The sequence below is a fragment of the Limnohabitans sp. MMS-10A-178 genome, assembly GCF_003063375.1.
GTDB lineage: Bacteria > Pseudomonadota > Gammaproteobacteria > Burkholderiales > Burkholderiaceae_C > Limnohabitans_A.
The window spans coordinates 1,259,406-1,272,045 of record NZ_NERY01000001.1 but is presented as its reverse complement, the minus strand read 5'-3'; the positions used below and the strand labels follow the sequence as shown (position 1 = coordinate 1,272,045).

General features: G+C 51.9%; 13 protein-coding genes. 8 read left to right on the top strand and 5 right to left on the bottom strand.

Annotation, left to right across the window (positions count from 1 at the left end; genetic code table 11):
* Positions 1-8: 8 nt before the first annotated feature.
* From tpiA to rpsO, 3 genes are all read right to left on the bottom strand, one after another.
* A complete protein-coding gene (gene tpiA, locus B9Z32_RS06225; protein WP_108420408.1) occupies positions 9-764 on the bottom strand; it encodes a triose-phosphate isomerase in 756 nt (251 codons plus the stop codon).
* Between the two features lie 27 nt (positions 765-791).
* Complete coding sequence (pnp, locus tag B9Z32_RS06220) at positions 792-2,909, bottom strand: polyribonucleotide nucleotidyltransferase (RefSeq protein WP_108420407.1); 2,118 nt, start codon at positions 2,907-2,909, stop codon at positions 792-794.
* Between the two features lie 224 nt (positions 2,910-3,133).
* Positions 3,134-3,400, bottom strand: coding sequence for a 30S ribosomal protein S15 (gene rpsO / locus B9Z32_RS06215; protein WP_055360330.1), 267 nt, complete (start codon positions 3,398-3,400; stop codon positions 3,134-3,136).
* A 262-nt stretch (positions 3,401-3,662) separates the two neighbouring features.
* On the opposite strand from rpsO, the gene B9Z32_RS06210 reads away from it, so the two are divergent.
* From B9Z32_RS06210 to B9Z32_RS06200, 3 genes are all read left to right on the top strand, one after another.
* A complete protein-coding gene (locus tag B9Z32_RS06210; RefSeq protein ID WP_108420406.1) occupies positions 3,663-4,082 on the top strand; it encodes an RNA-binding S4 domain-containing protein in 420 nt (139 codons plus the stop codon).
* 153 nt (positions 4,083-4,235) lie between these two features.
* Positions 4,236-5,198 (top strand): tripartite tricarboxylate transporter substrate binding protein, encoded by a 963-nt coding sequence (locus B9Z32_RS06205; RefSeq protein WP_108420405.1) that lies wholly within the window; start codon positions 4,236-4,238, stop codon positions 5,196-5,198.
* A gap of 34 nt (positions 5,199-5,232) precedes the next feature.
* A complete protein-coding gene (locus B9Z32_RS06200; protein WP_108420404.1) occupies positions 5,233-6,210 on the top strand; it encodes a tripartite tricarboxylate transporter substrate binding protein in 978 nt (325 codons plus the stop codon).
* A 65-nt stretch (positions 6,211-6,275) separates the two neighbouring features.
* Here B9Z32_RS06200 and B9Z32_RS06195 read toward each other — a convergent pair whose 3' ends face one another.
* Together B9Z32_RS06195 and tsaD are read right to left on the bottom strand one after the other, a co-directional pair.
* The gene (locus tag B9Z32_RS06195; RefSeq protein WP_233248105.1) at positions 6,276-7,517 is read right to left on the bottom strand and encodes a branched-chain amino acid ABC transporter substrate-binding protein; all 1,242 of its coding nucleotides are present in this window, start codon (positions 7,515-7,517) and stop codon (positions 6,276-6,278) included.
* A gap of 66 nt (positions 7,518-7,583) precedes the next feature.
* Entirely contained in the window at positions 7,584-8,639 is a 1,056-nt protein-coding gene (gene tsaD / locus B9Z32_RS06190; protein ID WP_108420402.1) for a tRNA (adenosine(37)-N6)-threonylcarbamoyltransferase complex transferase subunit TsaD, read from the bottom strand.
* 73 nt (positions 8,640-8,712) lie between these two features.
* Here tsaD and ybiB point away from each other — a divergent pair, with 73 nt between their 5' ends.
* From ybiB to B9Z32_RS06165, 5 genes are all read left to right on the top strand, one after another.
* On the top strand, positions 8,713-9,615 hold the full coding sequence (gene ybiB / locus B9Z32_RS06185) for a DNA-binding protein YbiB (RefSeq protein ID WP_108420401.1): 903 nt from the start codon (positions 8,713-8,715) through the stop codon (positions 9,613-9,615).
* A complete protein-coding gene (gene cobA / locus B9Z32_RS06180) occupies positions 9,612-10,439 on the top strand; it encodes a uroporphyrinogen-III C-methyltransferase (RefSeq protein WP_108420400.1) in 828 nt (275 codons plus the stop codon). The genes ybiB and cobA overlap by 4 nt, the downstream gene beginning before the upstream one ends.
* Positions 10,426-11,649, top strand: coding sequence for an NAD(P)/FAD-dependent oxidoreductase (locus B9Z32_RS06175; protein ID WP_108420399.1), 1,224 nt, complete (start codon positions 10,426-10,428; stop codon positions 11,647-11,649). The genes cobA and B9Z32_RS06175 overlap by 14 nt, the downstream gene beginning before the upstream one ends.
* A 164-nt stretch (positions 11,650-11,813) precedes the next feature.
* On the top strand, positions 11,814-12,026 hold the full coding sequence (rpsU, locus tag B9Z32_RS06170; RefSeq protein WP_108287360.1) for a 30S ribosomal protein S21: 213 nt from the start codon (positions 11,814-11,816) through the stop codon (positions 12,024-12,026).
* Between the two features lie 139 nt (positions 12,027-12,165).
* Positions 12,166-12,612: a GatB/YqeY domain-containing protein gene (locus B9Z32_RS06165; RefSeq protein WP_108420398.1), complete on the top strand. Its 447-nt coding sequence runs from the start codon at positions 12,166-12,168 to the stop codon at positions 12,610-12,612.
* Positions 12,613-12,640: the final 28 nt, after the last annotated feature.

The window sequence follows — 12,640 nt, the reverse complement described above, 5'->3', positions numbered from 1 at the left end:
GGCCGCCCTTAGGCGACAACTGAACCAGCGGCCATGATGGCCAAAAAATCGGGTGCCTTGAGGGCTGCGCCGCCAATCAAGCCACCATCAATATCGGTTTGTGCCAGCAACTGTGCGGCATTGGCGGCATTCATACTGCCGCCGTACAAAATAGAAACACGGTCTGAATGCGGTGTTGCCGCCTTCAGTTGAGCACGCAAAACAGCGTGCACTTCTTGTGCTTGTTCGGGTGATGCTGTGCGCCCTGTCCCAATGGCCCAAACGGGCTCGTAAGCTACCACAATTTCGCTGATGCAATGACCGTTGGTGTGAATGACCGCAGCCAATTGGCGCTTCACGACTTCCTCGGTTTTGCCTGCTTCGCGGTCGGCCAAAGTTTCGCCAACACACACAATGGGTGTGATACCCGCGGACAAAGCGCGCTGCGCTTTGAGGGCCACAGTAGCATCCGACTCTGAGTGGTATTGGCGGCGCTCTGAATGACCCACGATGGCATAACGCACCGCAAAATCTTTCAACATGCCTGCAGAGATTTCGCCCGTGAAGGCACCCGTCTCATGCGCAGACACATCTTGAGAACCTAAGGCAATGAGTGATTGACCCGAGAGCAAAGCCTGTACCTGCGACAAATAAGCCGCAGGCACACAAACAGCGGCCTGACAGTTCATGCCACGGCTACCGTCCAACACCGCTTGCAACAAAGAAGCGTTGGCAGACAAACTGCCATTCATCTTCCAATTGCCTGCAATGAGCTTTTTCTTCATGGTCAATCCTTAAAGCTAAGACGTCAATTACTCTGACTGCGAGGGTGCAGCAGGACGATCCAGCAAGGCTTTCATCGACAATTTGACACGGCCTTTTTCGTCTGTTTCAAGCACTTTGACTTTGACGATCTGACCTTCTTGCAAATAATCAGACACCTTCTCAACGCGCTCGTGGGCAATTTGGCTGATGTGCAACAAGCCATCTTTGCCAGGCAACAAGTTGATCAAAGCACCGAAGTCGAGCAATTTGGTCACAGGGCCTTCGTAGACTTTGCCAATTTCAACTTCAGCGGTAATTTGCTCAATACGGCGCTTGGCTTCGTCGGCCTTGGCACCGTCAGTGGCTGCGATGGTGATCGTGCCATCTTCGCTGATGTTGATTTGCGTGCCAGTTTCTTCTGTCAACGCACGAATAGTGGCGCCGCCCTTGCCGATCACATCGCGAATTTTCTCGGGGTTGATCTTCATGGTGAAGAGCTTGGGAGCGAAGTTAGACACTTCGGTTTTGGCTTCGCTCATGGCGTCTTGCATCTTGCCCAAAATGTGCATGCGTGCTTCTTTGGCTTGTGCCAAGGCCACTTGCATGATCTCTTTGGTAATGCCTTGGATTTTGATGTCCATCTGCAAAGCAGTGACGCCGTTGGTGGTACCGGCCACTTTAAAGTCCATGTCACCCAAATGATCTTCGTCGCCCAAGATGTCGGTTAACACAGCAAAGCGGTTGGCATCTTTGATGAGGCCCATGGCAATACCGGCCACGTGTGCTTTCATGGGCACGCCAGCATCCATCAAGGACAAACAGCCGCCGCAAACTGAGGCCATGGAAGAAGAACCATTGGACTCTGTAATTTCAGACACCACACGCATGGTGTACGGAAACTCTTCTTTGCTTGGCAACACAGCGGTCAAAGCGCGCTTGGCCAAACGGCCGTGACCAATTTCGCGACGCTTGGTAGAACCCATGCGGCCCACTTCGCCGGTGGCAAAGGGAGGCATGTTGTAGTGCAGCATGAAGCGGTCTTCGTATTCACCAGACAAGGCATCAATGCGTTGTGCATCACGCTCAGTGCCCAAAGTAGTAATGACCAAAGCTTGTGTTTCGCCGCGAGTAAACAAGGTCGAGCCGTGTGTGCGTGGCAAAACTGAGTTGCGAATTTCGATAGGACGAACGGTGCGTGTATCGCGTCCGTCGATGCGGGGCTCGCCTGCCAAGATTTGGCTGCGAACGATGTTGGCTTCGATGTCAAACAACATGCCTTCCACTTTGACGCTGTCGAATTCAACGCCTTCAGCCTTGAGGCCTTCCATGGTGGCAGCGTAGGTTTCACGGCAAGCTTGTGTGCGGCTTTGTTTGTTGCGAATTTGGTAAGCAGCGCGCAGTTTTTCTTCAGCGTGTGCTTTGACTTTGGCAATCAGGCCTTCGTCTTTGGCAGGCGCAGACCAATCCCAAGCGGGTTTGCCAGCATCGCGCACCAATTCGTGAATGGCATTGACAGCAATATTGCCTTGCTCATGACCAAACACCACCGCACCCAACATGATTTCTTCTGACAATTGTTGGGCTTCAGATTCCACCATCAACACAGCAGATTCAGTGCCTGCAACCACGAGGTCCATCTGGCTGTCTTTGCGTTGTGTTTGACCAGGGTTCAACACGTATTCGCCGTTGATGTAACCCACGCGTGCAGCGCCAATAGGGCCATTGAAAGGCACGCCAGAAATAGACAACGCAGCGCTCACAGCAATGAGTGCAGCGATGTCGGCGTCGACTTCAGGGTTCAAAGAAACGGTGTGCACCACCACGTGCACGTCGTTGTAGAAACCTTCTGGGAAAAGAGGGCGAATGGGACGGTCGATCAAGCGGCTGGTGAGTGTTTCAAACTCGCTGGGCTTGGCTTCACGCTTGAAAAAGCTGCCAGGGATCTTGCCTGCTGCGTATGTTTTTTCAATGTAGTCGACGGTCAATGGGAAAAAGTCTTGGCCCGCTTTGGAATTTTTGGAAGCCACCACTGTGGCCAAAACCACGGTGTCTTCAATGTTGACCAGCACAGCGCCAGAAGCTTGGCGAGCAATTTCGCCAGTTTCCATGATGACCTTGTGTTGGCCCCATTGGAAGGTTTTTGTCACTTTGTTAAAAATGGACATGTTGAGTAACTCCAGAAAATTACAGTGCAAACGGCTGCACTGAAAAGCCTAGAAATTTGCAGTCTGAACTCGATGCCATTCCATGAATGATCTGCCTAAAAATACAGATGATTGATGGAATGACACAGCGCGGGTTCGGTCTGAAAACGTCTTTTTAGAAAACTTAAAGTAGAAAGCGCCTGAGCTAGCGGGCTAACTCAGGCGCCTGTCATCTTTCGATACGCTTATTTGCGCAGGCCAAGTTTGGCGATCAGAGCAACATAGCGGTCAGCGTCTTTGGACTTCAAATAGTCCAACAATTTACGACGACGGCTCACCATGCGCAGCAAACCACGACGACCATGATGGTCTTTGGCGTGTGTTTTAAAGTGGGGTGTCAACTCGTTGATGCGAGCTGTGAGCAAAGCCACTTGGACTTCGGGGCTGCCAGTGTCGTTGGCAGCGCGAGCGTTGGCCTTGACGACCTCAGCCTTGATTGAAGATGCAATCATTTTTTCTTCCTTGTTTTCGTCATGAACTTGAGCAAAGAGACACCCAAGACGTCTGACGAGGTTTTATAACTTGCGCAAGCGGTTTGGAATCAACTGCTGCGTGCGATCTTGACCATGCAATTTCCCTAAAAGAGTCTTGCTTGGCAAAGCCTTGGAATTATAACCATAGGCAAAGCACAAACCACTCATTCGTGACAATACAAGAGCTACTGTGTATAAAAACAGTCAAAATACCTCAAATTTCGGCCCAGAATGGCGTCATATGGACAAAATCAGAATAGACAAATGGCTCTGGGCCGCACGTTTTTACAAAACTCGGTCATTGGCCACTGACGAAATTGGCAAGGGCCGGGTGGCCATCAACGGTCAATCGGCCAAGGCCTCCCGTGAGGTCAAAGTTGGCGACATGGTCAGCACCCGACAAGGCGACATCAACCGCACTCTCAAAATTCTAGCCCTGAGCGACCAACGCGGCCCCGCCCCTGTGGCCCAGGCTTTGTATGAAGAAACACCAGAAAGCATTGCTTTGCGTGAAAAAACCAGCCTGCAAAGGCGTCTGGCGAGAGAACCGGCTTTGAGCATTGAGCAAGGTCGACCCACCAAACGGAATCGGCGAGAACTGGAAAAGGCCAAGGAAGTGGGTTGGAACAGCCGTTGGAGCGCATCTTTGGATGAAGGCTGACACTTTGGTGCCAGTAATCACCAGATTCAGGGGTTTTCACCCTCCCCATTCCCAAGTCACCCCTCTAAAGTCTCCCGTAACAGCAACACAGAGGAGACTATTTTGAAGTTTACGAAACACCCAACCCCTGCCAGCCGACGCTTTGGTTTACGCATGTTGAGCGCCATTGGTTTGATGGGCGGCCTTGGCTTGGGACTGATTGCAAGCAACTCTGCCATGGCGCAGGCTTATCCCAACAAGCCCATCCGTTTGGTGGTGACCTTCCCTACTGGCGGTGCACCCGACATTCTGGCCCGCTTGTTCAGTGAAAAAGCCCAATTGGGTCAGCCCGTTGTGATTGACAACAAACCAGGCGCGGGTGGCAACATTGGCAGCGACATTGTGGCCAAAGCACCTGGCGATGGTCATACCATTGTGATGGGCACTGTCGGCACGCACTCCATCAATGGCGCACTCTACGAAAAAATGCCCTATGACATGGTGAAAAACTTCACACCAATTTCCCTGATTGCATCAGCCCCTAATTTGCTGGTGGTCAACAACGACGTGCCTGTGAAAACCGTGAATGAGCTCATTGCTTACATGAAGGCCAATCCGAACAAACTCTCCTATGCCTCACCAGGCATTGGCACCTCGGTTCACATGTCAGGTGAATTGTTCAAGTCAATGACCGGCACCAGCATGACGCACGTACCTTATAAAGGTCGTCAGTTTTACGTGCCTGACTTGTTAGGCGGCAGTGTTCAATTGGTGTTTGACAACATGCCCTCTGCCTTGCCTTTAGCCAAAGAAGGCAAGATTCGGGCAATTGCGCAAACAACGGCCAAGCGCTCTGCCGCTGCGCCCGATGTGCCCACCGTGGCTGAGTCCTTGCCCGGCTTTGAAGCCATCACTTGGTTTGCCATGTTTGCCCCCGCCAACACGCCCAAGCCTGTCATTGACAGATTGAATGCAGAAGTGTTGCGTGTTTTCAAATTGCCTGATGTGGCAGAGCGTATGAAAACATTAGGACTAGAAGCTGTTCTTTCATCCCCCGATGAACTGGCCAAATACCAAGCAACTGAAATTGTGAAGTGGGCCAAAGTGGTGAAAGAGTCTGGCGCTAAGGCCGAGTAATTGATCGATTAATCAAACACATTTAGGAAAACCAATGACGCATGATTTAAATCGACGCGATGTTCTACAAGCAGGCTTGGCAGGTGCAGTCACTATTGCCATGCCTGCCATGGCACAAAGCAACTTTCCATCAAGGCCCATCAAGCTGATTTGCCCTTGGCCAGCAGGTGGCTCCACTGATGGCGTGATGCGCGCCTTGGCAGAAAGTGCTACCCGAATTTTGGGCAACCCTGTGGTCATTGAAAACAAAGCAGGCGCCAGTGGCATGCTGGGCCCCAACGAGTTGGTCAATGCCAAGCCGGATGGTTACACCCTGTCTCAATTGACTATTGGTGTTTTGCGCTTACCCCACATGCAAAAAATGCAATTCAATCCCATGCAAGACTTTACCTACATTGCATGCTTGACGGGTTATACGTTTGGCATTGTCGTGCGTTCAGACTCGCCCATCAAATCGATCAAAGATTTGGTCGACTTTGCCAAAGCCAACCCAGGCAAATTCACATATGGCTCTACAGGCAACGGCACAACACCGCACCTTGCTGTCGAAGAATTTGCCATGAAAGCGGGCATTCAGTTGCAACACATTCCCTTCAAAGGCAATGCCGATGGCATGAACGCACTTTTGGGTGGTCACGTGATGTCGCACAGTGATGCAACAGGCTGGGCCCCCCACGTTGATGCTGGCACCTGCAGACTGCTGGCCACCTACGGCAGCAAGCGAACCAAGCGTTGGTCCAACGTACCAACTCTCAATGAGTTGGGCTATGACACAGTTTCAGATTCACCATTTGGCATTGGCGGGCCTAAAGGCATGGACCCAGCAGTCACCCGCAAACTTCATGATGCATTCAAGAAAACTTTAGAAGACCCCCTCGTATTGGCCAGCTTTGAAAAGTTTGACCAATCGGTGATTTACATGGGCACCGAGGAGTACACCAAGTTTGCGCGCGATAATTTCCAAAAGGAAAAAGCCATCATTGAGAAATTGGGCTTGGCCAGACCCGCTTAAATCAATTGCAACTTGCAAAAACGCCCAGCAAGTTCTGGGCGTTTTTCATGGTGCACTGACAGCCATCAATTGGGTCGATTCATTTTGCACACAGACGGCAGCTCTAACTCTTGAGCCTTGAATTGCCGAACAACTTTGAAGCCATAACCGGACCCCTCCACATCAAAAGGCACATCTGATCCGCCCTGTTTGGCCATCATGGCTACCACCATGGGTTGCTGAAATTGATGGTCCGTCGATCGCATCTTGCCGCGTTGACCAGCCATGCTGGCCTCAGCATTTTCCAACTGCAAAGCCACTGCCAAAGGCTCAGAAGATCCCGCCTTCTCAATTGATTGAGCCAAGGCTTCCATCATGAGTTGCATTCGCAAATGCAAATAATCTTCAGCCGGTTTTGGAAACCGTTGCTTGAAGGACTGGTAGAACTTCACACTCTCTGCGCCAGGCACATTGGGCATCCACTCTGCCACTGCCAGAACCCGACCAACGCCGGCCTCACCCATGGCGGCAGGCGCACCCAAAGCGTTGCCATAGAAGGTGTAAAACTTCCCTTCATAGCCAACATCTTTGGCCGCCTTCACCAACAAGCTCAAATCATTTCCCCAGTTGCCGGTGATCACCGCTTGGGCGCCTGATGCCTTGATTTTGGTGGCATAAGGCAAGAAATCTCTCACTCGACCTAGAGGGTGCAATTCCTCTCCCGCAATTTGTATATCGGGCCTTAACTTTTCAAGTTGCAGCTTAGCTTCTCGCAAAACAGATTGTCCAAAGCTGTAATCTTGTCCAATCAAATACACCGACTTCAATTTTGAATCTTGTTTCAACACCTGCATGAGCGCGACCATGCGCATGTCGGCATGTGCATCAAACCGAAAGTGCCAAAAGTTGCACTTGTCTTGTGTAAGCGAAGGGTCTACCGCAGCGTAGTTCAAAAAAAGCACACGCCGTGTCGGCTCCCGCTCGTTGTGTTTTTGAATAGCATCAATCAATGCTGCAGCATTGGCCGAGGAGTTACCTTGGAAAACAAATTGAGCACCCGCATCGATGGCAGAGCGCAAAGAGGTCAGGGCTTCTTCACTTTGCCCTTTGCTGTCGTATCTGATTAACACCAACCTGCGTTTGCCCTCTTGGGTGCTGACACCACCACGCGCATTGACTCGCTCTACGGCCCAAATTAAATTTCGCAAAACAGCTTCGCCCGTATTGGCAAAAGGCCCACTCATTCCCTCTATGAGAGCCAATTGAATGGGGGGCAACTGTGAGGGACTAGAAGCTGATTGCGCATTCACTGAGAAGCAAAAAAACAATAGGCAACTCAGAGCCAAACGAAAACAATGTCGATATAAAAAAGTCACAAGAGAATTCCAAAAAAGTCAGAGTGCAACAGACTCAATGCTGCCAAGAGGCCATCGCGGTTTCACATCAAAGCCATAGCTCAGTTCGGCTTGTTGCTTGCCAGCCTGAACCCGCATGGCTGCTGCCATGGCAATCATGGCGCCATTGTCTGTGCACAAATGAAGTTCGGGGTAATGAACCCGAACACCCGCTTTGCTACAAGACTCATTGAGCTGATTGCGCAAAGAACGGTTTGCGCCCACACCGCCAGCAACCACCAGTCGGCGCATGCCGGTAGCTTTCAAAGCTGCCATCGATTTTTTGAGCAAAACTTCCACAATGGCCGCCTCGGTTGAAGCGCAGAGGTCGGCTTTGTGCGTTGTGGATGGATTGTGTAAATCAGGCCCTAGCTTTTGGGCTTGCGTAAGCACCGCTGTTTTCAAACCAGCAAAGGAAAAATCAAAGTTGCCACTGTGAAGCAAGGGCCTGGGCAACTTGAAAGCTTGAGGGTTACCCAAATGCGCCCACTTTGACAAAGTAGGTCCTCCAGGATAGCCCAAGCCCATGAGCTTGGCTGATTTGTCAAACGCTTCACCGGCTGCATCGTCAATGGTTTCGCCCAAAATTTCATAAGATCCAACCGCTTCTACACGCATCAGTTGAGTGTGTCCACCAGATACCAACAAGGCCACAAAAGGAAACTCGGGTGGGTCATCGCTCAAAAAAGGTGAGAGCAAATGGCCCTCCAAATGGTGTATGCCGAGCACTGGCTTTTGGAGTGACGCTCCGATGGCGCAAGCAACACCCGCCCCCACCAGCAAAGCGCCTGCCAAACCTGGCCCCCGTGTATAGGCCACCACATCGACTTGGTCTAAATTCACATTGGCACTTTTGAGAACCTTGCGTGTAAGGGGAATCACGCGCTTGATGTGGTCCCTGCTGGCCAACTCTGGCACCACACCGCCATAGGCTTGGTGCATGTCAATTTGACTGAACAAAGCGTGCGACAACAAACGCGGATAACCATGGTTTTGGGTTTCAACCAAAGCCACCCCTGTTTCATCGCACGAGGATTCAATTCCAAGAAAAATCATAAGGGCAGAGTTTATGCGATGACTTCATTCGCTATATAGCGCCAAGTTATCTAAGCTTTGCGACAATAAGGCTATGGGCATCGGTCACTACCTCAAAGAAATTGGACGCGGCAAGGAAGGCGCACGTTCACTCACGCGTGAGCAAGCTGCCGATTTGTTAGGCCAAGTGCTGGACGCCCAAGTGACCGACCTTGAAGTGGGGGCGTTTTGTTTGGCCATGCGCATCAAAGGCGAAACGCCAGATGAAATGGCTGGCTTTTTGGATGCCGTTCATTTGCGCTTAACTGCTCTTCCCGCTTTTGATGAGCAAGCCACCGTCGTCATTCCTTGCTACAACGGCGCCAGAAAATTACCTGCGCTGGCACCTCTGCTTGCTTTGCTGTTAAGCCAGCAAGGTGTGCGAGTCTGCTTGCATGGCACACCCACTGAAAGCCGTCGAACCACCTCGTTTGAAGTGCTCGAAGTGCTTGGGTACAAGCGCCTTTCGCACGTGGAGCAAGCGAACAGCGGTTTGAATTTGGTGCCCACAGAAATTTTATGCCCCGCCTTGAAAAAGTTGCTTGATGTTCGGCGCGTGGTCAATTTGCGCAATCCCGCTCACAGCTTGGTCAAGCTCATGAATCCTTGCAGGGGGCCTGCTCTCATTGTAAGCAGCCATACCCACCCTGAATATGCTGTCTCCATGGCACAGACTTTCAAATTGACGCAGGCCAGCGCCTTTTTACTCAGAGGCACCGAAGGGGAGCCCGTGGCAGACGCACGACGCACACCCCAAATGGATTTTTTTCAAAACGGTGCAATGCACACCGTACAGTTGGCGCAGCCCGGTGCGCTGGCGAGTATTCCAGATTTACCCGAACCCAACGCAGCAGACACAGCCGCTTTCATTGAAGATGTTTTGAACCAAAAACGTGCCGTACCCGAGCCCATTGCGCTTCAAGTTCAACATATTTTGCAGGCCTTGAAATCAACATGAGCCAAAACGATTCATACATTATTCGACCCTCTGGTGTGAGCAAATGTACCTTGGTGGGCGCAGGACCAGGCGACCCTGAGTTACTGACGCTCAAAGCCGTGAAAGCCATTCAGGCCGCCACGGTTTTGCTGGTCGATGATTTGGTCAACGAACAAATTTTGCAACACGCATCCCCTGCTGCTCGCATTGTTCATGTTGGCAAACGCGGGGGTTGCAAAAGCACGCCGCAGGCCTTCATCCATCAACTCATGGTCCATGCGGTGCACGACGGAGAAAACGTGGTGCGTCTCAAAGGTGGCGACCCCTTCATTTTCGGCCGTGGTGGCGAAGAAACACAACACTTGCGCGAGGCTGGCATTGAGGTGTGCGTGATCAATGGCATTACATCGGGGCTGGCGGCCTTGACCAGTTTGGGCGCGCCCCTGACGCACAGAGAGCATGCCCATGGTGTGGTGTTTGTCACCGGCCATGCCAAGTGCGGCGATCAGGGCACTGACTGGCGTCAATTGGCAGCGACTGCGCGCGATGCCAAACTCACATTGGTCATTTACATGGGCGTGCGCGGTGCTGAGACCATTCAAAACGAATTGCTCACAGGTCTACCCGGCAACACACCTGTAGCCATCATTGAAAATGCTTCAATGCCGTATCAGCGTCAGGCTTTGACGCAATTAGACCAACTCACCCTCACCCTGCAAAAATCAGGCCTTCAAAGCCCCAGCATTTTGGTGGTGGGCGATGTGGTAAAAGCCTGCGCTCAAATTATTCAAATCGATCAAAACGACCCAACTGCCCCTACACTCCCACTGCATGCAAACATGTGATGTGGTGATCGTGGGCGCCGGTGCTGCCGGCCTTTTTTGTGCAGGCTTGGCTGGGCAGCTTGGACTGTCTGTGATGCTGATCGATCACAGCGTCAAAGTGGCTGAGAAAATTCGCATTTCAGGCGGTGGTCGTTGCAATTTCACCAACCGCTTAATTGATGCGAGCGCCCCCCACAAGCATTTTTTAAGTGAGAACCCCCACTTTTGCAGAAGTGCTTTGTCTCGATACACGGCACAAGACTTCATCGATTTGATGCGGTCCTACAACATCCCTTTTCACGAAAAACACAAGGGGCAATTGTTTTGCGATCGGTCGGCTGAAGACATAATCCAAATGTTGCTTCAAGAATGTGACAAAGGCGGTGTCAAACGCCTGCACGGATGTGCAGTTCAGGCCATTGCCACCGAAGGTGCTGGCTTCAAAGTGCAAACCGCCCAAGGTGAAGTGCAAGCTGGTTCTGTGGTCATTGCCACTGGCGGCTTGTCGATTCCCCAAATTGGCGCAAGCGATTTTGGCTATCGAATTGCTGAACAGTTCGGCTTGCGCTTGGTGGCAAGGCGCCCTGGCTTGGTGCCGCTAACCTTTGATGGCGCAGAGTGGGCGCCGTATGCCAGTTTGGCAGGGCTGTCATTGCCCGTGAGCATCGAGACTGGGGCCAAAAAGGCCCGCATGAGTTTTGACGAGGATCTCTTGTTCACACACCGCGGCCTTTCTGGCCCGGCTGTTTTGCAAATTTCCAGCTATTGGCGCGAAGGTCAACCCCTTCATTTGAACCTCGCGCCGCAAGAGGACATCGAAGGCTCGCTGATGCAAGCCAAAGTCAGGTCGAAAAAACTCATTGCCAACGAGTTGGGTGCCTGGGTCCCGCACCGACTGGCAGATGCTTGGGTGGCCCAAGACCCCCAATGGCAGCGCCCTGTGGCCGAAGCCAGCGACAAAGCTTTGGTGCAATTGGCCCAAAAACTTAGCCACTGGCCTCTCACCCCAAACGGTAGCGAGGGCTACAAAAAGGCTGAAGTCACCATGGGCGGGGTCGACACTCGAGATTTGTCGTCGCAAACCATGGAATCCAAGCAAGCAGGGCTCTATTTCATTGGGGAAGTGGTAGATGTGACCGGGTGGCTAGGCGGCTATAACTTCCAATGGGCTTGGGCCAGCGCCTTTGCCTGCGCACAAGCCCTGAAACAAAAACAGGAAATTGCCTCCTAAATGGCCCCAAACAGCCCAAAACTTAGGGCTATAATCTCAGGCTTTGCTGGCAATCCTCCGTCTGCCAAATACTAGTTCGTGACGGGGAACCCGCCGAAACTGTTTGTAAGGGCTCGATCTTCCCTCTCAATGTCAGTCGGCATAATTTGGAAACTTTGATATCCATGACCACCATTCGCGTGAAAGAAAACGAGCCGTTTGACGTAGCACTTCGCCGCTTCAAGCGCACCATTGAAAAACTCGGTCTGCTGACCGACTTGCGTGCCCGTGAGTTTTATGAAAAACCCACCACAGAGCGCAAGCGCAAAAAAGCTGCTGCCGTCAAGCGCCACTACAAGCGCGTGCGCAGCATGCAGTTGCCCAAGAAGATGTACTGATCTGCTTCGGCAGTCAGTTCGCTTCATTCAAAGTTTCGGCTGAATCTTTGAATCTGCGAAGCCCTCAGGGGCCAAGCAAAAGCCCGCTGGAGGACGCTCAAGCGGGTTTTTTTTTTCGATCTCACTTTCTGGAAACACCATGAGCCTCAAAGACCAAATCACAGAAGACATGAAAAATGCCATGCGCGCCAAGGACTCAGCGCGCCTAGGCACCATCCGTTTGTTGTTGTCGGCAATGAAACAAAAGGAAGTCGATGAGCGAGTGGTTCTGGACGATGCGGCCGTGGTAGCCATCGTCGACAAACTGGTCAAGCAACGCAAAGACTCTATTGCCGCGTTTGAATTGGCCGCCCGCCAAGATTTGGTCGATATTGAAAAAGCTGAAATGCTGGTTTTGCAAACCTACTTGCCAGTCCGCATGTCTTCGGAAGAAGTGACTGCAGCCGTTCAAGCCATTGTGGCCTCATTGGGCGCCAAAGGCCCTGGCGACATGGGCAAAGTGATGGGCGCCGTCAAAACCCAACTCGCCGGCAAAGCCGACATGGGCCAAGTCTCGGCAGCCGTCAAAGCCGCCCTCGCCGGCTAAGAATTTAATTGGGGTCAGATCAACATTA